General features: G+C 52.9%; 23 protein-coding genes. 8 read left to right on the top strand and 15 right to left on the bottom strand.

Going from position 1 to position 23,999, the window contains the following annotated elements:
* Positions 1 to 237: 237 nt before the first annotated feature.
* Positions 238 to 471: a ribbon-helix-helix domain-containing protein gene (locus AB9F26_RS05880; protein ID WP_335584906.1), complete on the top strand. Its 234-nt coding sequence runs from the start codon at positions 238 to 240 to the stop codon at positions 469 to 471.
* Here AB9F26_RS05880 and AB9F26_RS05875 read toward each other — a convergent pair.
* Both AB9F26_RS05875 and AB9F26_RS05870 read right to left on the bottom strand, forming a co-directional pair.
* A complete protein-coding gene (locus AB9F26_RS05875) occupies positions 458 to 1,822 on the bottom strand; it encodes a cytochrome P450 (protein ID WP_335584905.1) in 1,365 nt (454 codons plus the stop codon). The two genes, AB9F26_RS05880 and AB9F26_RS05875, sit on opposite strands and share 14 nt — an antisense overlap.
* A complete protein-coding gene (locus tag AB9F26_RS05870; protein ID WP_369767535.1) occupies positions 1,819 to 2,922 on the bottom strand; it encodes a hypothetical protein in 1,104 nt (367 codons plus the stop codon). The genes AB9F26_RS05875 and AB9F26_RS05870 overlap by 4 nt, the downstream gene beginning before the upstream one ends.
* Positions 2,923 to 3,203: 281 nt before the next feature.
* Between AB9F26_RS05870 and AB9F26_RS05865 the strand changes: the two genes are divergently transcribed.
* Positions 3,204 to 3,431 (top strand): sulfurtransferase TusA family protein, encoded by a 228-nt coding sequence (locus AB9F26_RS05865; protein ID WP_369767534.1) that lies wholly within the window; start codon positions 3,204 to 3,206, stop codon positions 3,429 to 3,431.
* Between the two features lie 141 nt (positions 3,432 to 3,572).
* On the top strand, positions 3,573 to 4,103 hold the full coding sequence (locus tag AB9F26_RS05860; RefSeq protein WP_335584902.1) for a chemotaxis protein CheD: 531 nt from the start codon (positions 3,573 to 3,575) through the stop codon (positions 4,101 to 4,103).
* 64 nt (positions 4,104 to 4,167) lie between these two features.
* On the opposite strand, the gene AB9F26_RS05855 is transcribed toward AB9F26_RS05860, so the two are convergent.
* Both AB9F26_RS05855 and AB9F26_RS05850 read right to left on the bottom strand, forming a co-directional pair.
* Complete coding sequence (locus AB9F26_RS05855; protein WP_335584901.1) at positions 4,168 to 4,743, bottom strand: hypothetical protein; 576 nt, start codon at positions 4,741 to 4,743, stop codon at positions 4,168 to 4,170.
* Entirely contained in the window at positions 4,736 to 6,592 is a 1,857-nt protein-coding gene (locus AB9F26_RS05850) for a glycerophosphodiester phosphodiesterase family protein (protein WP_369767532.1), read from the bottom strand. The genes AB9F26_RS05855 and AB9F26_RS05850 overlap by 8 nt, the downstream gene beginning before the upstream one ends.
* Positions 6,593 to 6,827: 235 nt before the next feature.
* Here AB9F26_RS05850 and AB9F26_RS05845 point away from each other — a divergent pair, with 235 nt between their 5' ends.
* Positions 6,828 to 7,862 carry a hypothetical protein gene (locus tag AB9F26_RS05845; RefSeq protein ID WP_369767531.1) on the top strand — a complete coding sequence of 345 codons (1,035 nt, stop codon included), beginning with the start codon at positions 6,828 to 6,830 and terminating at the stop codon, positions 7,860 to 7,862.
* 6 nt (positions 7,863 to 7,868) lie between these two features.
* Here AB9F26_RS05845 and pgi read toward each other — a convergent pair whose 3' ends face one another.
* From pgi to zwf, 3 genes are read right to left on the bottom strand one after another with little or no spacing between them, the layout of a single operon-like run.
* Entirely contained in the window at positions 7,869 to 9,491 is a 1,623-nt protein-coding gene (gene pgi / locus AB9F26_RS05840) for a glucose-6-phosphate isomerase (protein ID WP_369767530.1), read from the bottom strand.
* A 1-nt stretch (position 9,492) separates the two neighbouring features.
* Entirely contained in the window at positions 9,493 to 10,167 is a 675-nt protein-coding gene (gene pgl / locus AB9F26_RS05835) for a 6-phosphogluconolactonase (RefSeq protein WP_335584897.1), read from the bottom strand.
* On the bottom strand, positions 10,164 to 11,618 hold the full coding sequence (gene zwf / locus AB9F26_RS05830; protein WP_369767529.1) for a glucose-6-phosphate dehydrogenase: 1,455 nt from the start codon (positions 11,616 to 11,618) through the stop codon (positions 10,164 to 10,166). The genes pgl and zwf overlap by 4 nt, the downstream gene beginning before the upstream one ends.
* A 210-nt stretch (positions 11,619 to 11,828) precedes the next feature.
* Here zwf and AB9F26_RS05825 point away from each other — a divergent pair, with 210 nt between their 5' ends.
* Complete coding sequence (locus AB9F26_RS05825) at positions 11,829 to 12,797, top strand: radical SAM protein (protein ID WP_369767528.1); 969 nt, start codon at positions 11,829 to 11,831, stop codon at positions 12,795 to 12,797.
* 7 nt (positions 12,798 to 12,804) lie between these two features.
* Here AB9F26_RS05825 and AB9F26_RS05820 read toward each other — a convergent pair whose 3' ends face one another.
* The 5 genes from AB9F26_RS05820 to AB9F26_RS05800 form a co-directional block, all read right to left on the bottom strand.
* Positions 12,805 to 13,389, bottom strand: a complete 585-nt coding sequence (locus tag AB9F26_RS05820; RefSeq protein WP_369767526.1) for an HNH endonuclease — start codon at positions 13,387 to 13,389, stop codon at positions 12,805 to 12,807.
* A 172-nt stretch (positions 13,390 to 13,561) separates the two neighbouring features.
* Entirely contained in the window at positions 13,562 to 14,227 is a 666-nt protein-coding gene (locus AB9F26_RS05815; RefSeq protein WP_369767524.1) for an alpha/beta hydrolase, read from the bottom strand.
* Positions 14,224 to 14,844, bottom strand: a complete 621-nt coding sequence (locus AB9F26_RS05810; RefSeq protein WP_369767523.1) for a DNA-3-methyladenine glycosylase — start codon at positions 14,842 to 14,844, stop codon at positions 14,224 to 14,226. The genes AB9F26_RS05815 and AB9F26_RS05810 overlap by 4 nt, the downstream gene beginning before the upstream one ends.
* Complete coding sequence (locus AB9F26_RS05805; protein WP_369767522.1) at positions 14,841 to 15,599, bottom strand: cobalt-precorrin-6A reductase; 759 nt, start codon at positions 15,597 to 15,599, stop codon at positions 14,841 to 14,843. Before AB9F26_RS05805 ends, AB9F26_RS05810 begins: the two co-directional genes overlap by 4 nt.
* On the bottom strand, positions 15,596 to 16,642 hold the full coding sequence (locus AB9F26_RS05800) for a cobalt-precorrin-5B (C(1))-methyltransferase (protein WP_369767521.1): 1,047 nt from the start codon (positions 16,640 to 16,642) through the stop codon (positions 15,596 to 15,598). The genes AB9F26_RS05805 and AB9F26_RS05800 overlap by 4 nt, the downstream gene beginning before the upstream one ends.
* A 95-nt stretch (positions 16,643 to 16,737) precedes the next feature.
* Here AB9F26_RS05800 and cobA point away from each other — a divergent pair, with 95 nt between their 5' ends.
* The 3 genes from cobA to AB9F26_RS05785 are packed head-to-tail and all read left to right on the top strand — an operon-like array spanning position 16,738 to position 20,147.
* On the top strand, positions 16,738 to 17,613 hold the full coding sequence (cobA, locus tag AB9F26_RS05795; RefSeq protein ID WP_369767520.1) for a uroporphyrinogen-III C-methyltransferase: 876 nt from the start codon (positions 16,738 to 16,740) through the stop codon (positions 17,611 to 17,613).
* On the top strand, positions 17,610 to 18,884 hold the full coding sequence (locus AB9F26_RS05790) for a cobyrinate a,c-diamide synthase (protein ID WP_369767519.1): 1,275 nt from the start codon (positions 17,610 to 17,612) through the stop codon (positions 18,882 to 18,884). The genes cobA and AB9F26_RS05790 overlap by 4 nt, the downstream gene beginning before the upstream one ends.
* A gap of 51 nt (positions 18,885 to 18,935) precedes the next feature.
* Positions 18,936 to 20,147 carry an MFS transporter gene (locus AB9F26_RS05785; protein WP_369767518.1) on the top strand — a complete coding sequence of 404 codons (1,212 nt, stop codon included), beginning with the start codon at positions 18,936 to 18,938 and terminating at the stop codon, positions 20,145 to 20,147.
* Here AB9F26_RS05785 and AB9F26_RS05780 read toward each other — a convergent pair.
* The 3 genes from AB9F26_RS05780 to cysS are packed head-to-tail and all read right to left on the bottom strand — an operon-like array spanning position 20,144 to position 23,942.
* Complete coding sequence (locus tag AB9F26_RS05780) at positions 20,144 to 20,908, bottom strand: phytoene/squalene synthase family protein (protein ID WP_369767517.1); 765 nt, start codon at positions 20,906 to 20,908, stop codon at positions 20,144 to 20,146. The two genes, AB9F26_RS05785 and AB9F26_RS05780, sit on opposite strands and share 4 nt — an antisense overlap.
* A complete protein-coding gene (cimA, locus tag AB9F26_RS05775; protein ID WP_369767516.1) occupies positions 20,905 to 22,524 on the bottom strand; it encodes a citramalate synthase in 1,620 nt (539 codons plus the stop codon). The genes AB9F26_RS05780 and cimA overlap by 4 nt, the downstream gene beginning before the upstream one ends.
* The gene (cysS, locus tag AB9F26_RS05770) at positions 22,521 to 23,942 is read right to left on the bottom strand and encodes a cysteine--tRNA ligase (protein ID WP_335584888.1); all 1,422 of its coding nucleotides are present in this window, start codon (positions 23,940 to 23,942) and stop codon (positions 22,521 to 22,523) included. The genes cimA and cysS overlap by 4 nt, the downstream gene beginning before the upstream one ends.
* Positions 23,943 to 23,999 lie beyond the last annotated feature (57 nt).

Here is a 23,999-nt window from a genome sequence, read left to right as displayed (position 1 = left end):
CATTTTCATGTCTATACGAAATTTTAAGGCTCTGACGTCATTCTCACAGAAGAGCAAAGAATTGCCTCCCCTGACAGATACATCACATGGTGCTGCATCGGCCTTTCCCTTTTGGAAAGAAATGCAAGAATGTGTTGTTTGAATACAAGTGAGATGCAAGGGTTTGGGGAGCGGTTCTAAAGAGGCATTAGGATAAGGGCGGCCACTCCATTGGATTTGGGACGTTGTGTATAATTTATGAGTAGAAGACCTAGAAAACGATCCCTAACATTAAATGGTCACCGAACAAGCGTTTCTCTTGAAGACGAATTTTGGCTGTCGTTCCGCGAGATTGCCGACAAACGTAAAATTCCGATCAATGCATTAGCCGCCGAAATTGACGCCGCGCGTGGGTTGGATATGGGGCTCGCTTCGGCGATCCGTCTGTATATTTTACAGCATTATCGCGCAAATTCCACTATCTCGGGGTGATTTCAAGCCAAATCCCGTCTTTGGCGCGCACCGTAAGATGGGCGACCGGAACGGGAATGTGGCCAGCGACAGGGCTAAACTTAAGCGCCCGTACGAAACTCGCCAACAAGAGCGGCCCTTCAATCATGGCAAACCCTGCCCCCGTACACACGCGCGGTCCTGCAGAAAACGGCATATAGGCCTCGCGCAGGCAGGTCTTCCCGTTTTCGGTTTTGAACCGATCTGGATCAAATTCATCTGGCCGTTCCCAAAGCCGTTCGTGGCGATGCAAATGCCACGGCGACAATACGATCTGAGCACCTGTAGGTACGTCTCGATTGCGAAACTCCTGCGGACACGCGGCCTCACGAACCATCATTGGAACAGGGGGATACAAACGCAGTGCCTCGCGAAACACATCGCGGGTCAGGCGTAATTTTCCGATGTCGGAAAACGCAATATCCCGTTCAGGAATAACCTGCGCAACCTCTTCGGCGACGCGGTTTTGCATATCTGGATCGATAGCCAATAGATACAGCGCCCATGCCAAGGCACTGGCACTCGTTTCATGCCCCGCAAGGAAGAAGATGGCCACCTGATCGACCATTTCCTCGGCGCTGAACTTCGCACCGGTTTGCGGGTCTCTGGTGGTCATAATCTTGGTCGCCAAATCATCCGGCGCGGTCCCTGCCGCAATTTCACCCGCCCGTTGAGCAACCAGATCGCCAATCAACAACCGAATGGCACGCGCCGTTTTTTTGGTGTTTCGACGGTGAAATCGCGGCATCCATCGTGGAAGCGGCACAAAGGCTGCAAGGTTCAAGATCGGCTGATTGCGTTGATAGGCGCGAAATTGAGTGAAAACTTCGGCCGCGGTGCGGTGGGTGATCGGAATAGAAAACAACGTGCGAAAAATGATATCCGCAGCCACAAAGCTGGCGGCTTCCTCTATCTCAATTTCCCTTGGTGCCATCTTGAGCAATCTTGCCACAGCATCTTCGCAAGCCGCGTTCATTGCGCCAAAGGTATCGCGCAGACGCCCACCTTCAAAAGCCGGATCAATAATGCGTCGCTGTTGTTTCCAGACTTCCCCATTGGTCAGAAAAACCGAATTTCCAAGAATAGGTTTCAAGCCTTCACGAATGCGATCCGACTTGGGAAAATGTTCGGGATTGCGCTTAAGAACCTGCGCAATCAACTTGGGATCATTGATGAGAAACGAGCGGAAAAAAGGTGTTTTGAACTCGGCCATCCAAGCGCGATACAATTTCGCGGGTTGTGCAGAGAGGATATCACGCCGAAACGCACGCGCGTATTTAAACAGGCTTATTTTCTCCGCGCGGGCTGTGGGTTTGGGAGGTGTGACGGTCATACGTCGGTGTAACCCGAGGCCGCGACATCAAGGCGTGAACGAGAGGCAGGACGGTCACGATAACGCGCGCTCAACGTTTTTGGGCCCGCTGTAATTTGAAAATAGTCATAGTCTTTGGGACGATCAAAGGCGCAAAGATACTGAAAATGCAGGCGGAAATACTTTCGTTTTAACTCTTGCCACCGTTCTGGGCTAAGTGATTGGGTGAATGCCGCCGAGAACACAAGCGGCCAACGCGCCTTTTGCGGGGCAACCCCAGAGACGGCAACGGGGTCACACAGAGCAAACGAGCAACCATCGCCCGGCGCGGTAACGTCGACCCACGTAATATCGGCGCGCGTTGAAAGCATCGCCAAATCACCGCGTAATCGTGTCGCCTTGGGCAGAAAGCTCACCATCGGAACCACGTGTCCAAGGGTCAGCAATCCAAGGACATGGCCCCGTTTTGGCCCTTGATTTGCCCGCAACAAATCCGCAACAATCGACACCGCAATATGTGCGCCAGAGGAATGGCCAACGATCAACACCTCGTCGTAGTTTTCTGTAAGCGCCTGTGCAATTTGGGCGCGAAACGCTTCGAAACGCTCCTCCATTTTTGGCGGATACGCCCCCCAGTTTTGCGCCGTATGCGCGAAATCATGCATCAGATAATAGGCGTAAATCTTGCTATCGCGCGCATGGAACCAGCGCAAAATATAGATAACGATGGGGATAAAAGTCACCCATCCGGCGCGGGGATAAACATAGGTCGATAAAACCGAGCCAACAACGGACGCGACCGTGATAGCCACAAAAAATTGCACGCTAAGGATCGCGATCGGGTATAATGCGGCAATAATCGGCCCCTTGCGCAGCCACATAAGCCGCCTAAGCGCCCCCGAATATATGTAAATCCACGACGTGATCAGCATCTGCCAATAGGTCGCCACAATCCCGTGCCCCATCGACGACTTCACAATATCTGACCACACCAGCACAGAGACGTCCGCGGTCACTTGTGCGCCCTCTATTGTCGCAGTTGCCGTCCAGCCGAAGGGGCCAGAACTCCCTATTTTCCCTTTTGTTTCAATATTATAACCAGAAATTTCAGCTTGTTTCATCGCTTCCGCGCGGTAGAGTTCGCGGTAGCGCCGTGGGTGAAAGGGGTCATAACCAGGAATATAAAAAACACGCCTGCGTTTAACGACAACCGATTGGGCTGAGTTTTGGTTTAATGAGGGTAGCTTTGGCGATTCGGACTGCGACAAGGGAAGCCTCAATTGTTCATTGTTTACCTAATCTAGACAAGAAACCTGACAAAAATAAGCCCCTCCTTGTGGAAAATTCAATTCACTTGAAACAGGTTATAGACTCGGGAAGCACAGGCCGATAAATTCTGCGGATGCATATTGATATCACCCTTGATGCCCTTGGGCTCCTTTGCCCTCTGCCCGTCCTCAAAGCTCAAAAAGCTTTGAAATCAATGGCTAAAAACCAAGTCCTAAGCCTTCTTGCAAATGATCCGGCCGCGGGAATCGACGTTCCGCATTTTTGCAGTGAATCCGGCCATGAGTTTCTGGGGCAAGAGACCGCGGATGACGGAACATTCTACTTCATTCGACACAAGTAATTCCAACGCGCGTCGTTGGAATATTGCCAGATAATTTTCAGAAAATCATAAAATGAAGCGTGTTATTAATTTTTAGGGTTCAAAACAGATGTCACGGAGCCACGGCTTCAAATTTGTCTAAGAACGAAAGAGAGTTAGTAAATGAACGCGGACGCAAGGCACGGTGCTTTTCAGAATGTGATAAATATTTCACAAGGTGAACACGCTGTTTCGTCGGCCGAAAACGACCTGATTTCAACGGTTTTGGGATCATGTGTCGCGACCTGCCTTTGGGATGAACAGGCCGCAATTGGTGGAATGAACCATATATTATTGCCCCAAGATCTCTCGACAACATCGATTTCACAAATGCATGGCGTCAACGCCATGGAAGTCTTGATAAACGCGATGATCAAATCTGGCGCTGTAAAATCACGTATTCGGGCAAAACTTTTTGGCGGCGCGCGGATGGTCGCTGGATTGTCGAATATCGGCGAGCGAAATGCTGTTTTCGCCCAAGAGTTTCTTCGGGGAGAGGGAATTCTTTGCGAGGCCAAAAACCTTGGGGGCACCATGGCACGTCGTATTCAATTTTGGCCTTCAAGCGGTCGCGTTTTACAAAAAATTGTTGGAACGTCACCCGTTGAACAAGTTGTTGTTGCCGCTCCGGCGAATGATGTGGAGTTGTTTTAACCACCTCAACGCGTCATCCGTTCAAAGGGCATAACTTCTTACTTGAGGAGCGCTGGACGTACCGCTAATTACTCCAAAGGCAGGATGGATAACCGTACCCCCACCGCCACGACAATCCGCTACAGGGGCCGCCGCCCAAACGAACCGCTTGGTACATTCCTTTGGCGATTAAGGTGTAGGCCTGATCAACGACGCTTGTGTCGATTGAAAACTCTTCGGCGAGAGTGTCGCGTCGCTGAACGCCGTCCTGCAATACACACTGCATCAATGTTTTATCCGCATTCAAACGCGCATTGTAGCTTTCAAACGCGGTCTGTGTATCGCTCGCATTGTAATACGCTTGGTCATGGACCACACAACACGCCTCCCACGGCGGCGATTCTGAATAGTTTTCAGCGAACCCTGGTATAATCTGGGCCACCGGCGCCCAAGTCGCCGACATCCCGCCACTACACCCGTCGGTTGTGAAAGGCGCGATCGAAGTCGCTGGGTCCCTTCTAAGCCGTAGCAGTTTTTCGTGGTGCGGCGTTTCAATCCACCGACCGACCTCCTCCCAAGTGCTCTCAGGTTGGATAGATTGTTCTGCAACGACTGGAACCCCGATGCAAAACAGCCAAGCAACCAAAACGGATTTACGCATCTGTGCTATCAGCGATCAAATTCAACGGGGACAACTGGATAAAGTCTGCAACCCAAAGCACCAAACGTTCCGCAGCCGTGAGGTCGTTGTTATACTCCAAAACGCGGCGCGCGAGTGCGGGATCATTCGTGATCAGCCCATCAACCCCCATCGTGATCAAACTTGACATTTGCACGGGATCATCAACCGTCCATGCATACACATCCTTGCCTTGCGCATGTGCCCGACGAATGAGTTGTCGTGAGATTTGTCCCGCGTTCAAAGCTAGAAAATCGGCCTCCAAACGGGCGACATTCCCCACAGACTTTGCGGCCAACACACCAACAGTCCACGAGGGACGCATTGCCTTAAGCTTCAAAACTGCAGGGTATTTCAACGACATAAGCGACACCTGCTCTGCCATACCTTCCTCTTCGACGATCCGAATAACTTCGGCTTCAATATCCACATCATGGCCATAATATTTCAGCTCGATGACCACTTTTGCGCGCCCCTTGGCGGCCTGCAGCACATCCCGCAGCAAGGGGGTGCGTTCATCAGCATATTGGGCATCAAACCAACTCCCAATATCTATCGCATCCAATTCCGTGCGCGATACCTCCCATGTTTTGATTGGCTGGTTCGCGAGCTTCATAAAATCGGAATCGTGGGCGATGATCAATTCTCCCTCGGCGGATTCCTGCGCGTCGATTTCAACCCAATCAGTACCATCCTCCAGCGCCTTTTCTACGGCGGCCATTGTGTTTTCCGGACGTAAATTCGCAGCTCCACGATGGGCAATAATCTCCACTTGCGAAGTTTTATCGAGTTTCTCAAGCATGGCGCCTGTGAGGAATACTCCCAAAGTCACCACCCCAACGGCGCCAGCGAGTATCGCCCAAAGAGGCGTTTTAAAAGTGACCTCCACGGTATTTTCACCGATAGCCTCGCTAAAAGCGGTCTTTGTGGCCTTGGAATAAGTGCGCAAGAGTATTTCGGCCAAGGCCCCATTCGCGAACGCTGAGGCAACCATATAAACGCCTCCCCAAACTAAGAATTCGAGCAGCAGAACGCCAACCATTAAACGTAGATTTATCGCCGCATGATCCAGTAAAACGGACGTCAGTTTGGTGAAGATCAACGCAATTACCGTGAGGATTGCAAAACGGATCAGTGCCCAAAGGGCGATATTGACGACGAGACCGAACCGCTTCCCAGCCAACAATCGGCGGCTTTCTATAAACGCCAGCCCTACTTTGAGGTCGCGTGCGAGATAAAGATGCAATGCAATCGCCCAGCCAGAAAGAAAAAACAACAGAATCCCCACCATAATAACAAGCAATACGGCGATCATCCCCACCGCACGGATGAACTCGGGCGGCCAATAGGTAAGATAATAATTGATGTCAAATTCAGTGAGTTTGTTGAGGCCGATCCCAGCGGCAACCACCAGAAATGGTGTGACAATGACAAAAACCCTCAAAACAAGCCCGTTACAAAACCAAACCAGCCTGAAAAAATTGGACATGACAAAACCGAGGCTCCTTTGAACCGCGACAACTGGATGCGTCGTTTTTGTGAACAAAACGAAACTCATAGCCGTAAAGTCGAGGACAACCGCCGCAAGCACGAAGCTGAAAACAACAATAGAGATAATAAATCCAATTGGGGACAAAACGAACGCTGCGATATCCATGTCGGTAAGTGCTTTTTGGTTGGACAATTGAATGGCAAGCGCAAAAATAATGCCAAACACCGGACCAATTACGGCAGCGCCGAGCAATTGAAACGTCATATGTACTGCGAAAAGGGGCTTAAGATAGCTGCGCGCCACGGCGAAAGCGTTCAGAACCAGTTTTGTATGTGTCATGCACTATCTCTTTTTCAAATCTTAAAATTCAACATCTAGTGAGCGGCCAAAACCCTCCGCGCCAGTTAAGCGTTATTGAGCACTTATTTTCAACTGAAACCATGCGGTTGCAAGTCTGAGATTGACAGGTCTTCCAAAAAAACTTCAATGTAAGATGCGCAAACGGCGCGAACCAACTGCACCTATGCAGTGTCTCGGGGGATGAAAACTGAAACGTTTGGCGCTTTATTTGGCTGTGACCGCGCTCCTTTGGAGTGCCGCTTCTGGCTCTGTGTTGGCCCAGCAGGCCGATGTCGTTTTGGATAAAACGGAGAATGAATGTCGCTTGTTTAACATGCGTACCGGCGTTCATCCCGACAATGGCACTGGTGTAACCAATGTAGATGTCTCCATTATCGTCGCTGATTTTCTTGGCGTAAACGACGTTGACCAACAGTTAGACATCGATTTATTTGCAACATTTACATGGGTCGATCCCCGTCTCGAAAGCTACCAAGGGTGTCGTTTTGGCAAAACAGAAGTGTGGTTTCCGCGCGTGGTCCTTATAAATTCTTCCAGTTTGCGTGTCCTAAACCAAAACGCGGCAAATCAGGTCATGGTTGGCGAAGGTGGACAGGTTTTTTATCAGCAACGATATACTGGGAACATCTCAAGCTATCATGATTTGCAACGGTTTCCCTTTGATAAACAAGCTTTTAAAATAAAAATCGCCACCCAAGCCTCCGACGCACGCAACGTTGTCCTAACAGCAAACGTCGAAAATACTTGGATTTCGGATACTCTTAATATCGAGGGTTGGAATGTGCATGGCGTCGAAATTGTGGCAAGCACCTCGCAATTTCGCGCAACAGGTGAAGACCATAGCCTGATCACATTAATCATAAATGCCGACCGAAATCCGGACTATTACCTGTATCGGGTCATGCTTCTCTTGATGTTTGTCGTTTTCATGTCGTGGGCAATTTTTTGGATACCCCCCAGCCGGTTCGAATTCCAAATCGGCCTTGGCGCGACATCAATGCTGACCTCAATTGCCTTCAACCTTTCGGTCGCAAACAACCTTCCCCAACTGGGTTATCTTACGATATTGGATATGGCCTTAATCTGGGCGATCTTCCTGATATTCCTTTCGATTGTCGAAGCCCTTGTCGCGGGCCTTCTGGTTATGAAAGACCGTGAGTCTTCGGCGCTCAAACTCGACAAGGTCTGTCGTGTGGTTTTCCCCGCCCTCCTATTTGGTGGATGGTACCTTATTGTTCAAACAGCTTAGTGCGGGTTAATTCGCCAAAATAAACTGGACTAACATCTGTGTTGAGCCGTCCTTAGCGTCTGCAGGTTCTCGGCCAGCAACGATCGGCTCAAGGGCAACGGCCAATTCTTTGCCCAACTCAACGCCCCATTGATCGAACGAATTTAACCCCAGAATCGCGCCCTCCACGAACACACGATGTTCATAGAGCGCGATGATTTGGCCCAAGACAAAAGGGGTAAGCTTAGGATAAATCAACGTCGTGCTAGGACGATTGCCGTCAAACACACGATGGCGCGCTTGGCGATCCCTCTCCGTTCCCGTAAGGCCTTTTGCAGACATAAGGGCCTTTGCTTCGTCAAACGAGCGCCCAATCATAAGCGCTTCAGACTGAGCAAGACAATTCGCCATCAACAGGCGATGTTGATGCGCTAACTCTGGCTCAAACCCCTGTTTTCCCGCCATAAATTCGCAAGGGATCACGCGTGTACCTTGGTGGATAAGTTGGTAAAATGCGTGCTGTCCATTGGTGCCAGGTTCGCCCCAAACAACAGGTCCCGACGGCGCATCAAGACGCGAACCATCCATCGCAACGGATTTGCCGTTGCTCTCCATTTCCAACTGTTGAAGGTAGGCAGGAAGGCGGAGCAATCGCTGCTCGTAGGGCAAAACCGCGCGGGTCGCGTACCCACAGCCTTGATTGTGCCAAATCCCGACCAAAGCCAATAGAACGGGCAGGTTTTCTGCCAAATCCGCCTCGCAGAAGTGGCGATCCATCGCCTCCGCCCCCGAGAGAAACCCATGGAAATTGTCGGCGCCAATGGCAATCATGAGCGGCAAACCAATTGGACCCCAAATGGAATACCGACCGCCAACCCAGTCCTCAAAACCAAACACGCGGTTGGGCGGAATACCAAAAGCACCGGTTTTTTCTTCAGCCGAGCTCAAGGCCGCAAATTGTGCAGCGGGATCGCTTACCGTTTTCGCCATCCAATCTCGTGCGGTTTGGGCATTTGTCATGGTTTCGATGGTGGTAAAGGTTTTCGACGCCACAAGAACCAGCGTGGTTTCAGCGTTAAGTCCTTCTAGGACATCGGAAATATGCGCACCATCAACGTTTGAAACATAATGAATTCGCGGGCCATCGTGAAATGGGGCCATCGCAATCGTCGCCATGACGGGACCCAAATCGCTGCCTCCAATACCAATATTAATGACGTCGGTGATTTTGCCCCCCTGCCCTTGAAACGTCCCGTTTCGAACATCCGACGCAAAGGATTCCATCCGCGCAAGAGTTGCAAGGACACCTGGCATTACGTTTTCATCGTTCACATAGATTGGCCGATTGGCAAGATTGCGCAGGGCCGTGTGCAAAACCGCGCGCCCCTCTGTTTCGTTGATTGCTTCGCCTGTGAACATCGCCGAACGACGTTCCGCAAGATTGGCGTTTTGGGCAAGCGCCAACAGCATTTCCATCGTTGCCGCATCAATGTTGGTTTTTGAAAAATCAAACAACATCTCGCCGCCGTCCGACGGAATTCGGGTCGAGAATTCCTGCGCGCGCTTAGGATCTTGAGTAAACAAATCCGTAATTCGGCGGGATTTTACCGCTTTGGCCTGAGTCTGAAGGTCCGAAAAATCAACAGTCATTTTAGTCCGCCCAATGAATGGTAGCCCCAGACAAAACCGCGCAGATTGGCGCTTTCATCGGATCATTAATAAGAATGGCACGTTCAAGCGCCGCCCGCTTTTCCGCGCCCGTAATCAGGATATGACGGTGCTTTGATCCAGCCAAAACACGGGCCGTCAACGTAATCCGTGGTTCGGGAGCACCGGGGGCGCGCATCGGCAGAAGGACCGGGGCATCAGGAGCGAACGCCTCGGCTAATAGATCCGCTTCAGGGAATATACTCGCCGTATGCATGTCTGCGCCCATCCCCATCACGCAAACAGATAAAGGGAGTACGTTTTCAATAGCTTGGGAGAGTTCGTTGAGGCGATCCTCAGGCCGATCTGCGGGTGCATAAAGCGGCAAAAGTGTTGCCCTTGCAGCTTTGTTTTGCAACAACCGACGACGCAAAAGAGCCGTGTTTGAGCGCTCGCTCGTTTCGGGAACCCAACGTTCATCCCCAAGCAGAACCGACACATCTTCCCACGGCAAATCCACCTGAGAAAGTGCGTCAAATATTGGACCCGGCGTTGAACCACCCGGGACAGCGAGCGCCGCCGATCCTGTCTCCGCAATCTCGGCCGTAAGCTCTTGTGCGATGCGCGACGCAAGGCCTGACATTAAGGCCTCGCGTGAGGAATATTCGACAAACTTCATTCTTTAATCTCTCTCCAACGACGCCCGTCTTTATGTAACAACATCAAAGCATCTTCTGGCCCCGAACTTCCGGAATCATAGGATTTTGGCATGTCCCCACGCTCCTGCCATTCGTTGATGATCGGGTCTGTCCACGCCCAAGCCGCTTCAACTTCATCGCCACGCATAAAGAGGGTTTGGTTGCCGCGGATCACGTCCATAATCAGACGCTCATAGGCATCGGGCGTATCTTCCGCATCGGCCCCAAGCGCATCGGCGAAGCTCATATCAAGGGGCACTTCCATCAAACGCATACCGCCGGGACCGGGTTCTTTGATGGTCACACGCAGGGTCATGCCCTCGTTTGGCTGAAGGCGGATCGCCAAAACATTGCCGCGACGCCCTTCTTGTTTGCCGAAAATAGAATGGGGCGGGTCTTTGAAAACTACGGCGATTTCACTGGTGCGCGCACGCAAGCGTTTGCCCGTCCGCAGATAAATCGGTGTACCCTTCCAACGCCAATTGGAAATATTCACCTTCATGGCGATAAAACTCTCGGTACTGCTATCCGGATTTCCCGATTCCTCAAGATAGGACGGACCGTCCTTGTTGGCCTCGTAGCGCCCGCGCACGATGTCACTCGAATTCACAGGATCTAGCGCGCGGATGACCTTGAGTTTTTCGTCGCGCACGGCGTCTGGCTCAAACTCGTTTGGCGGCTCCATTGCGATCAAACACAAAAGTTGCATCAAGTGGTTTTGAACCATGTCCCGCATGGCACCGGATTTATCGTAATAGGCTCCACGGCTGCCAACAGCGACGGTTTCTGCGGCCGTAATCTGAATGTGATCGACATATTGGCTGTTCCAAAGTGGCTCAAACAAAATGTTGCCAAACCGAACAGCCATGAGGTTTTGAACGGTCTCCTTGCCCAAATAATGGTCAATGCGGTAAATCTGGCTTTCATCAAAATGCTCGGCCAAGACAGCATTCAGCGCCTTCGCCGATGCCAAATCGCGGCCAAATGGCTTTTCCACCACAATCCGACTTTGGCTATCTGCGATTTTATACGTGTGCAAACGCTCGGCCAAATCACCAAACAAACTCGGTGCGACCGAAAAATAGAACGCTTTCACCACGTCTTTGCGGGTGAGCTTTTTAAGATCACTCCAGCCGCCGGCGCCCTGTGCGTCGATCACAATATAAGAAATAAGTTCCTGAAAACCCGCTATCGATTTGGAATCACGGTATTTTTCAGGCACGAACTCTTTGATCGCGGCACCGATAAGTTTGCGATAGACCGCGCTATCCTGATCCTGACGCGCCGCGCCAATAATCCGCGCCCCTTCGGGCATTTGCCCTGACCTATAGCGACGATAAAGACCCGGGAGAATTTTGCGGCGGGCAAGATCGCCCGTGCCACCAAAAATAACTAAATCGAAATCTTCCACTGGGATGACGCGCGAAACCATTTGGTCCTCATTTCGTTTGTATTGCTCAAAAAACAGGGAACTTCTCCTGCTCCGTTAGCGCTAACGTATTGTCCTTGCGAATTTAATAACGCCCCTTTTCGCGCAAGTCTAGCACGCAAGTATTCTATCACAACTCTGTCAGGCTGTTTCTTTTAGCTTTTCGCGCAATGTTGGACCCGATACCAGTCAATAAAACAGGAAAGTTGCCCCATGAAAGATCAGCCGACACACGCTACGTCCATCCACACCGCGAACATTGGGAAGTTTCAAGATCCTTTTGTGACCGCCAAAGGCGACGAACGTGCACAGGTTGCCCTCACCAATCCAGAGACGCTTTGGTTTAACACGGGAACGCTGTGCAACATTGCTTGTGTGAACTGCTATATCGATAGTTCGCCCAAGAATGATGCATTGGTTTACATTTCAGCCGATGAGGTGAGCGCGTATTTGGCGCAACTGGTTGCGCGCAAATGGGGCGCTCGCGAGATCGGATTCACGGGTGGCGAGCCCTTTATGAATCCAGAAATGATCGAGATTTTGACCCGCAGCTTGGAAGCGGGTTATGAGGTTTTGGTCCTGACGAATGCGATGCAGCCGATGATGCGGCCAGCGATGCAACAAGGGATTAAATCGCTGGTTTCCAAATACAGAGACAAGCTGACATTTCGAATTTCCCTCGATCACTACGACATGAAAAACCATGACGATGTGCGCGGGGCCGGCGCATATACGCGCACCCTTGAGGGCATGGCATGGCTCAGCGAGCAAAACGCGCAAATCGCCAGCGCGGGACGCATGATGTGGGACGAAACCGAAGCGCAATCCCGCGCGGGATACGGCGACCTTTTCCTCGCGCATGGCTTTGCTATCGACGCCCAAAACCCCTCGCAATGTGTTTTGTTTCCCGAGATGGATGAAAACGTCGAAGTGCCTGAGATTACAACGGCTTGCTGGGACATCTTAAACGTGTCAACAACCAATGTGATGTGCTCTAGCTCCCGCATGGTTGTGAAACGTAAAGGGGCTGAAAAACCTGCCGTTTTGGCCTGTACACTCCTGCCTTATTCGCCCGAATTTGAACTCGGCGAAACACTAGAACAGGCCGAGAAAAGCGTGCAGCTCAACCATCCGCATTGTGCGAAATTCTGTGTGCTTGGGGGCGCAAGCTGTTCGGGCTAACCTGCGTTTAAGCGTCTAATTCGGTGTCCCAATACAGAAAATCCATCCAGCTATCATGCAGGAAATTTGGTGGGAATTTACGGCCGGTGTTTTGCATTTGAGCCACTTCTGGCTGACAGGGCGTCTTTCTGAGATGCATCGTCGACTGGCGCAAAGATTTACTGCCCTTTTTCAGGTTGCAGGGCGAACAGGCCGCCACAACATTTTGCCAACTGGTGATTCCGCCCGCCGCCCGTGGAATCACATGGTCAAACGTAAGGTCCCCACGTGCGCCACAATATTGACACTTAAACTCATCCCGCAAAAACAGGTTAAAACGAGTGAAAGCAACGCTCGCTTTTGGGCGGACATATTCCTTTAAAACCACGACCGAGGGCACGCGAATTTCCATCGACGGGCTATGCACAACATGGTCATATTCCGAAACAATATCAACGCGATCAAGGTATGCGGCCTTGATGGCTTCTTGCCATGGCCACAGAGACAAAGGATAATAGGAAAGTGGCCGATAATCCGCATTCAAAACCAATGCAGGATGCTGTTTTAATTTCCCCGGTTCACGGGTGAATTCAGTTCGAAAATCGCCGTCCATGGGTCAAATTTCCCTACCCTGTCTACTGTACCCAGCACCAGAGCGAGGATCTCGCCCTAGCCTGTGGATAACTATATATAGCTCCAACGCGGTGGCAAGCCTCCTGATGTGGTGAACTGCCTGCGATTGACTTTATATTAACAAGGTAACGTCAATGTGACGCCAAAAAGCGCTAAATATACCCCAATTTTTGCATTAAAAATTGATTGGCCGAAGACAACCCGTCGGGGCCAATTCCGTGTGCTGTGCCTTCCATGACATGCGCATAAACGTCAAATCCTGCCGCAACCAATGCGTCGCCCGCATCCGCCATGCTTTGAATTGGGACCACGTCGTCCTTATCACCGTGGATGAGGATAACTGGCGGTTTGCTTACCGTTTCTTGAGCAAGCTTTTCTGGCGCTAACAGTCGACCAGAGAAGGCTACAACACCGGCGAAGGGCTTAGCACGCCGCGGGGCCACGTGGAGGGCCATCATCGTGCCTTGGGAAAAGCCCAACAGCACGCAATTCTCTGGCGCGACGTCATTTTCCACCAAGATATCATCCAAAAATGCGTTCAGGTCCTCGCTCGCCAATTTGAGGCCAGCCTCAGCCTGTGCTTCACTGCTACCGTCGATCCATGGAATCGGGAACCACTGAAATCCAAACGGCGCCCCCGGAATAGTTTCGGGCGCGTCAGGTGCGAAAAAGGCCGTGTCTTTGAGGTTGGGTCCCAACGGATCAGCCAACCCCATCAAATCCGCACCATTCGCGCCGTACCCGTGCAGCAAAACCACGATGGATTTTGTGGTGCCAGAAATAGGTGCGCGCGAGGTGTATTTCAGAGTGCGAGTCATCGGATGCCTTCTCGTTGTTTTGCAATATGGTAATAGGCCCAGAGCAGCCGCGCTGCAACCGCCCGATGGGGCGACCATGCTTCGGCCATTTCGCGAAACGCGCGCTCTTTTGGGCGGTCCGCTAGACTAAAAATCAAGCGCGCGCTCTCCTGAAGCGCCAAATCTCCTGGTGCGAAGACATCCGCGTGACCCAATGAAAACATTGCATAAATCTCGGCGGTCCATGCGCCAATTCCAGACACTTCGGTGAGGGTTTTGATGACGTCATCGCTGGATGCCGTGCGCAAAGCAGCGTAATCAATCCGCGCCTCCGCTAGGGCACGGGCATAGCGCACCTTTTGACGACTCAGGCCAAGGTCGCGCAATTCTGCGTCGCTGGCCGCGATGATTTTTCGCGGCCCCATCATTTTTGCGTCTTTCAACCGTTTTGAAATTGCATTCGCGGAGGCAACGCTCACCTGCTGACTAATGATGGCATCAAACAGCGCAGAAAACCCGTCTTTCCTACGGCGCAAAGGAAGCGGCCCTGTCGCCTGATAGGCAGGTGCGAACCGTGGCTCAAGCGCGACAAGCCTCTCTGCATGTCTTTCAACGTCTTCCAAATTTTCAATTATCATACAGATACTTCTTGGAGGTTCTTAATCCACAAGAGGGCTTCAGAAACGGTTTCCACATGATCCCCTGAGAGCATCGGTGGACGGCGCAACATCAAGACCGGAAGACCAAGAAGGCGTGCTGCATCAAGCTTCGTACGGCTAGGCTCCCCGCCGGCGTTTTTTACGACGAGCACGTCCACATCCAAGTCGCGAAACAACGCCACCTCGTCTTCTACTGAAAACGGTGGTTTTCCAACGAGGTAACGCCCGTTCTTATACGGAAATGGACCGTCAGGCGGGTCAATTTGCCGGCAAATCAATGTCATTTCTGATAGGTTTTCGAACGACGCCAAAGTGCTGCGCCCCGTCGCGAGAAATACAACAGATCCGGCTGGAATATGATCCTTCGCTTCGGTTGGGTTGTCGATAATCGTCCAATCATCTTCTGCTACGGCCTGCCACTCTGGCCGCCTAATATGCAGGTAAGGCATTGAAATTTCTCTGCAAATTTCTTGCGTGCGCTCGGAAATCCGTGCTGCAAACGGATGCGTAGCGTCAATGACTGCGCCAAAACCTTCGCTCAAAATATAATCACGCTGCGCCGCATAGCCGCCAAACCCACCGATACGTGTGCTAACCGGCAAAACCGTTGGTTGCCGCGTTGCCCCGGCCAAAGAAGAAACCACGGTAACACTTTGATCCCGCGACAAAACTTCAGCTAAACGGCGCGCTTCTCCCGACCCTGAGAGAAGAAGGATTTTCAGTGTTTTGGTCATTCTTGCGCCCGCCCAATCACCAGACCAACACGGTCAATAATCACCACATCCACCTGAATTGGCGTGTCTCGGAGTTGTTTTCGGATTTGGAGTAACGCCTCATGCGCCACGTTGTTTGCAAGAGGTTTTCCTATTTTTTCATATGCTTGCAAGGCTGTATTCATGTTACATATGCTAGCATCGTCACATAATTCAGCCAAGCGTGAGAAATCCACCTGACTGCGCCCAGAATGCAAATCAACGGCCCCCTGTGCAAGTTTTACCATTTTGCCAATGCCACCGCCAATCGTGACTCGTTCTACTGGATGCTTTCGCAAGTATTTCAACAATCCACCCGCAAAATCGCCCATATCCAGCATTGCTTCCAAGGGGAGATCATAGAGGCCCTGTACCACTTTTTCGCTCGTGGCCCCCGTACATCCCGCGACATGGGTTAGGCCCGTTGCCCGCGCCACATCGATCCCGCGGTGAATAGAGGCGATCCACGCCGAGCAACTGAACGGGCGCACAACGCCTGTCGTGCCCAAAACCGAAAGGCCGCCGACAATCCCAAGGCGCGGATTCCATGTTTTCTTGGCGATTTCCAACCCATTATCTATGGATATTTCGATTTCAACCTGTGGGTCGGCGCCGTATTTTGCCGCCATTTCTGCCACAATATCCTGCATCATTTGGCGCGGCACCGGATTGATCGCAGGCTCTCCTACGCCAATCGGCAAGCCCGGCTTGGTGACGGTTCCAACGCCAGCCCCTGCCTTAAAACGGATGCCGTGGCCGCCCAAAGTAACGCGCGAGCGGATCATCGCGCCATGGGTGACATCGGGATCGTCGCCCGCGTCTTTGATAATCGCGGCCTCGGCCCATTCTGTGCAAAATGCGGTTTCCGCCAATGTAAAATCCGGTGTCTCGCCGCGCGGAAGCGTGATCGAGACCTCCTCATCAAACGCCCCGCCCCATAGGCGCACCAACGCCGCCTTGGTCGCGGCGGTCGCACAGGCGCCCGTGGTCCAGCCACGACGCAATTCTTTGGGCTCTGATGTCATCACCGCGACTATAACGACTAAATTCCTGTCGCCAATTGCTCAATTCAGAGCGTTTCCAGACTTTCCGCCGCCCCAACAACGGGGCATAAGGGGATATGACTGATTCAACGCCACGCGCCGCTTCCCATTCTGCTGTTCTCCCGACAGGAGACTGGCCTGAACTTCTGCCCGGATGGGTTTGGCTTTGTGGCGCTGGCCCCGGCGATCCTGGCCTTATGACTTTGCATGGCTTGAACGCGCTGCAACAGGCCGACGTGATTGTCTATGACGCGCTTGTGCAGAAGGATATTCTGGCGTGGGCACGCCCCGATGCCGAATTGATTTACGCGGGCAAGCGGGGTGGGAAACCCTCGGCGAAACAACAAGATATCTCCCTGACGCTTGTTGATTTGGCCAAAGCAGGACGGCGGGTTTTGCGGCTTAAAGGCGGCGACCCTTTTGTTTTTGGACGCGGTGGCGAAGAGGCGCAAACACTGGTGCAACACGATGTGCCCGTGCGCATTATCCCAGGCATTTCGGCGGGAATTGGCGGGCTGGCTTATGCGGGCATCCCCGTGACGCACCGCGATGTAAACCAATCGGTAACCTTTGTGACGGGCCATGACCAGACCGGCGAAACGACAAATCTGAACTGGAAAGCCATATCGCAAGGCTCCCAAGTCCTTGTGATATATATGGGTATGAAACATATCGCACGGATTGCAGGCGCCCTTCTTGATGCGGGGCGCGCGGCCAATGAACCCGTTGCCGTCGTCACCGAAGCCACGACGAAAAACCAACAGGTCCTTGAAACCACGCTTGAAAATGTGGTCGCCGATATTGAAGCCAGCGATCTTGAGCCGCCCGCGATTATTTGCATTGGGCGTTCGGTTAAGATGCGGCAAGTTTTGGATTGGCAAGGGATGCTTGAGGGCAAGCCCGCGCGCAACCTTGATCCGCTCGGGCGCGGTCGCCCCGCCGAAGAACGGTGACATCTGGCGCGATCCTCCTCGCCGCTCCGACCTCAGGTGCGGGAAAAACCACGATCACATTAGGTCTTCTGCGGGCACTCAGAAATGCGGGCATTCCTGTGCGTGGTGCGAAATCCGGCCCAGATTATATTGACCCCCGTTTTCACGAGGCCGCAGCAGGGCAAACCTGTCTGAACCTTGATGCATGGGCCATGTCCCCCGACCGAATCCGCGACTTGGCCACCGGCGACGGGCCGCTTCTGATTGAGGGCGCAATGGGCCTGTTCGACGGTGCGCCGCCCTCCGGTAAAGGGTCTAGTGCCGACATCGCGCGCATCCTCGCCGTGCCCGTTGTCTTGATCGTTGACGCCTCGAAAACCGCGCAATCGGTCGCGCCCTTGGTAGCAGGCTTCGCAGGGTTTGCGCCCGACGTGACCATTGCGGGCGTCATCCTCAATCGCGTGGGGTCCGCGCGGCACGAAGCTATGTTGCGCCAAGCGCTCGCGCCTTTGGGCTTGCCCGTATTAGGCGCGGTTCATCGTTCGGATGCGCTTTCGCGCCCCTCGCGCCACCTTGGTTTGGTACAAGCAGGCGAACACCCCGATTTGGAAGCGTTTCTTGAAATCGCTGCTGCTGAAATCGGGGGGGCCGTTAACCTCAATGCCCTGCTCACCCTTGCACGCCCACCATGCACCTCTCAAGCGGCACCGCGCCTGCGCCCGCCAGCGCAGCGCATCGCCGTCGCACAGGACCGCGCCTTTGCCTTTGCATACCCCCATATGCTGGCGGATTGGCGTTCTGCTGGCGCAGAAATCACGTTTTTCTCACCCTTGAATAACGAAGCGGCCCCCGCCTCTGACTTCCTCTTTCTACCTGGCGGCTATCCGGAGATTTTTGCCGAAACCCTTGCGAATGCAGATGTTTTCAAGGCCTCCGTCAGAACTGCCGCCCAAAAAGGCACCCAAATCTACGGCGAATGCGGTGGTTATATGGCTTTGGGGGAAGGCTTGATTGATGCAAAGGGCGCGCGTCATGAAATGCTCGGCCTTTTGCCCGTTGAGACAAGCTTTGAAACCCGTAAACTGCATCTGGGTTACCGCGACCTGTATGCCGACGCGGGGCCATTTAACGGCCATTTCAAAGCACATGAGTTTCACTATGCAACGACGTTGCGCGCACAAGGAACACCCCTGTTTAAAGCAACGGATGCCGAAGGAAACGCCCTGCCTCCAATGGGCCTTCTTCAGGCAAACATTTGCGGATCTTTTGCCCATATAATTGATAAAAACTGAATTGCACTTTTTGGGGTTTCACCAGCGGAGTTTCGCCGCTACGAATTGCGCATGACCGAAATTCAATCGCTGTCTCGCGCCCGTAAAAATGTTCTCGTCCTTGTTGCCGCCCAAGCTATTTTGGGCGCCCAGATGTCGATGATCTTCACTTATGCAGGCCTTGCAGGGCAAAACATGGCGACAAACATTTGTTTTGCCACATTGCCGATTTCGATGATTGTCATGGGGTCCATGCTGGCCGCATCGCCGCTTTCAGCCATTATGCAGAAATTTGGCCGCCAAATCGGATTTTTCGTTGGTGCGTTTAGCGGCATGATTGGCGCGGCCATCAGCGCCTACGGCCTATATTTCGATACTTTCGCCCTCCTCCTCGTGGGCAGCTTGATTACCGGCATCTATATGTCTTCGCAGGGATTTTTCCGGTTTGCCGCCATCGATACAGCCCCCGAGGACTTCCGCGCCAAGGCGATTTCGTGGGTTATGGCCGGTGGACTTCTTTCGGCGTTCATCGGACCGCAATTGGGCAAACTCACCGTTGACAGCACCGCGATCCCCTTCATGGGCGTCTACTTAACGGTCATCGTACTCAATCTGGTCGGCTCGCTTTTGTTCTTCGCGCTCGACATCCCAACGCCGCCCAAACCAAACGTGCACGATGTCAAAGGCCGCACGCGCTGGGAAATGATCAAATCACCGCGCATCCTTGTTGCCGTGATCTGCGCAATGGTTTCCTATGCCTTGATGAACTTAGTAATGACCTCCACCCCCCTCGCGGTGGTTGGATGCGGGTTTGGCAATGACGACGCGGCAAATGTCGTGACGGGCCACGTGTTGGCCATGTTCGCCCCCAGCTTCTTCACGGGACATCTTATTGTGCGGTTCGGTGTTGAAAAAATCGTCGCAACGGGCCTCGCGATCCTCGCGTTAGCGGGCGTTGTCGCCCTTGCAGGTGTCGAGTTGACGAACTTCTATGTCGCGCTCGTGTTGCTCGGCATGGGCTGGAACTTTGGCTTTATCGGCGCGACAACCATGCTCGCCACGGCCCACACCCCCGAGGAACGCGGGCGGATGCAGGGCTTGAATGATATGATCGTATTCGGCTTTGTCACCGTGGCGTCACTGGCATCTGGCGGATTGATGAATTGCTCCGGCGGCACCCCAGTTGAGGGCTGGACCAGCGTCAATCTCGCGATGATTCCTTTCCTTGTGCTCGCAGGAGGGGCTTTGATTTGGCTGGTGATGCAGCCCAAACAAACGGCCTAATACCGCCCCAGTACCGACTTGCGCAATAGCCGCGCTTTGCGGGAAAATTCTGGCAAATACAGCGAACCGTCGCCCACCCGTTCGGGGCTTTTGATCGCCAACTTCAACAAGGGTTCCGCCTGCCATCCCCACCGCAAAGCGGGGGCAAAATTGCGCGATGGTTTGGCTGATTGCATACGCTCCAACCCCCGCTGCGCAAGGGATTTTACGCCTTCGTCACGTCCGTCGAGCAACGGGATTTTCCCCCGTTCCACAAGATCAGCAACCGCCGCAAGCCACGCAGCAACTCCGACACCGTAAGCATAGGCCCGCACAGATTTCTCATCGTCAGGCTGCGCCCCCAACGTCTGGCAAGCCATCCACATCAAATGCCCCGCCGTGTGATCAATATATTCGTCAAAATCATCCTGATCGGCAAAGGGCTCAGTGTAAGCATCCCAAAGTCGCGCCGCCGCCATTTGGTCTAGATTCTGGGCCGAAAGTCCAAATTCCTGCACACATTGCACCAAAGAAGCCGAAACTTCGTGTGTACGCACCACACCTTTCGCCGCGATTTCGTCAATCAAATCCCGCCACCACTGAAGCCGCATTTCGGCAATCATCGGCTCTTTGCTCGCCCACGGCGCACGCGCCAATTCAAGGTTATAGGCCGCCAAAGTAAACAAACCGCCACGCAACGCAGGCGCCGCCGCCATTGTCGCTAAAAACCGATCTGGATCGCCCTTTTCCACAAGCGCCGCACACACTGCATAATCCATCATGGCAGCTTCACATCGCGCACGAGCTTCCACTGAATCGCGTCCAAAAGCGCCTCAAAGCTTGCATCCACAATGTTGGACGAAGCGCCAACGGTGGACCAACGCCGCCCTTGCGTATCTTCGCTATCAATCACAACGCGGGTCACAGCCTCGGTGCCACCATTGGTGATGCGCACCTTATAATCAACCAGATGCATGTCATCTATTAGGTCCTGATAAGGGCCTAAGTCCTTGAGCAAAGCCTGCATCAACGCATTCACAGGGCCGCGATCCGTGCCGCCCTCGTCCATCGAGTCGCTCACCGACATTTTCTTCTCGCCGTTGATTTTCACAACCACCACGGCTTCCGAAAGGCTCACCATTTTGTTGCGCTTATTTTTGCGCCGCTCGACCGTCACCTTATAGCGTTTTACCTCGAAAAACTCTGGCAAAAGGCCCAACTCACGCCGCGCCAAAAGCTCAAAACTCGCCTGTGCGACGTCAAAGGAATAGCCCTCGTCCTCGCGCTCTTTGATCACCTCAAGAATGCGTGCCAGCGCCGGGTTTTTGACGTCCACCTCAAGGCCGGCACTCGCCAAACGACTGCGTAAATTGCTTTGCCCCGCCTGATTGGACATCGGTATTATCCGTGTGTTTCCAACAAGTTCCGGATCGATGTGCTCGTAAGTCGTCGGGTCTTTCAGGATCGCTGAAGCATGCAATCCCGCCTTATGCGCAAAAGCGCTGGCCCCGACATAGGGCGCTTGCCGCATAGGAACGCGATTAAGAATATCATCCAGCATCCGGCTGAGCTTCGTCAGCCCCAGCAGGGCCTTACGTTCAATTCCGGTCTCAAATCGGTCCGCATAATCCTGCTTCAAAATCAGTGTCGGAATCAGCGTTGTCAGGTTGGCATTGCCACAGCGCTCGCCCAACCCGTTGAGCGTCCCTTGGATTTGGCACGCCCCCGCTTCAATCGCCGCAAGGCTCCCCGCGACGGCATTTTCGGTATCGTTATGGGTGTGGATTCCGACGTTCGCGCCCGCAATTCCGGTGGCGATCACAGCCGAGACAATGCGCCCAATCTCGCTTGGCAAAGTGCCGCCATTGGTGTCGCATAGAACCACCCACCGCGCGCCTGCATCCAATGCCGCCCGCAAACAAGCGAGGGCATATTCGGGGTTGGCTTTATAGCCGTCAAAGAAATGTTCCGCATCAAACAGGGCCTCGCGCCCCTGTGCCACGATATAGGCAATCGAGGCGGAAATATTGTCGATATTCTCCTCAAGAGGGATATCAAGCGCGCGGGTAACGTGGAAATCATGGCTTTTGCCAACAAGGCAAACCGCAGGCGTGCGCGCATTCATCACCGCCGCAAGCACGTCGTCGTTTTCAGCACTACGGCCACTGCGTTTGGTCATGCCAAACGCAGTCATCATCGCGCGCGTTTTTGGTGCATCGTCGAAAAAGGCGCTGTCCGTCGGGTTTGCCCCGGGCCAGCCGCCCTCAATGTAATCAAGACCGAGACCATCAAGCGCCTTGGCAATCCGGATTTTCTCGTCGGTCGAGAATTGCACACCCTGCGTTTGTTGTCCGTCGCGTAATGTTGTGTCGTAGAGATAAAGGCGGGTTTTACTCATTTTAGAGCCTCCAGTTTGGAGCGATCAAAGTTCTCCTTAAAATCGAGTGTAACGCCGTCTTTAGACATCCTCACTTCTAATCCAGCTTCAACTAAAGCACTTTTGATACGATCAACTTCTGAAAAATCCTTTGTTTCTTTGCCAATTTTTCGCGCGTTGTCCAACAACGCCTCGTATTCGCCAAGATCAACGAGTATGGCATCCAACGAAGATCCGAAGGTAGTCACCCAAATATGTTTGTAGTCAAATCCGAGAAAATTCAGTGCGGCAGCAAGTTCTACTTTTGAAGTCAGGTCACTTTTAGCTTTAGCAGCCAATTTATGCAGGTGGGAAATGGCCATTGATGTGTTCAGGTCAGATGCAAGTGCCTCTACAACTTCTACTGGTGGGCGGGTATGCGGCAAAAGACGAGCAACATCGTCACGTTCTTCATCAATGATTTGTTTCCAATTCGTAAGCGTTTTTTCGGCCTCGTCCCGTTTTTTTTCGGTCCAGTCCATCGGTTTCCGATAATGCGTCGACAGCATCACAAAGCGGATCACTTCGCCCGGAACCCCTTGGTCGAGCAAATCGCGCACCGTGAAGAAATTGCCAAGGCTCTTGGACATTTTCTTGCCCTCAACCTGCAACATTTCATTGTGCATCCAAACCTTGGCGAACGCCCCCTCGGGATGCGCACAGCAGCTTTGCGCCACTTCGTTTTCGTGATGCGGGAACATCAAATCATTGCCGCCGCCGTGGATGTCAAACGCATCCCCAAGCAACTCATAGGCCATCGCCGAACACTCAATATGCCACCCCGGACGACCAAAGCCCCAAGGGCTTTCCCACCCTGGCGTCGCAGAATCCGACGGCTTCCAAAGCACAAAATCCATCGGATTGCGCTTATAGGGTGCCACTTCGACCCGCGCGCCCGCGATCATATCATCCAGCGAACGCCCCGAAAGAGCCCCGTATTTGTCATAGCTTTCCACCGCAAAAAGCACATGCCCCTCGGCGGCATAGGCGTGGCCCGTTTCGATCAACGTGGTAATCATCGAAATCATCTGGGGAATATATTGCGTGGCCCGTGGCATTTCATCAGGATCTTGCGCCCCCACGGCCCGCATATCGTCCAAGAACCAGCCAATAGTTTCGTCACAAATCTCGCCAATCGAGCGACCAGTTTCCGCCGCCCGCGCATTAATCTTGTCATCAACATCGGTGAAATTGCGTACATAGGTGACGTGCTCCGCCCCATACACATGCCGCAGCAAACGTTGCAAAACATCAAACACAATCACTGGCCGCGCGTTGCCAAGGTGGGCGCGATCATAGACCGTCGGCCCACAGACATACATGCGCACATTCTGGGCATCAATCGGTTCAAAAACCTCTTTTTGACGGGTTCTTGTATTGTGTAACTTTATCTCAACCATAGTGTCCTCACGCGGGTGCTTGCCGCGGGCATATCAACTTTGGTTTCAATTGGAAAT

This window comes from Falsihalocynthiibacter sp. BN13B15, assembly GCF_041205415.1.
Classification (GTDB): Bacteria; Pseudomonadota; Alphaproteobacteria; order Rhodobacterales; family Rhodobacteraceae; genus Falsihalocynthiibacter; species Falsihalocynthiibacter arcticus.
This window is presented reverse-complemented; position numbering and strand designations above follow the sequence as displayed.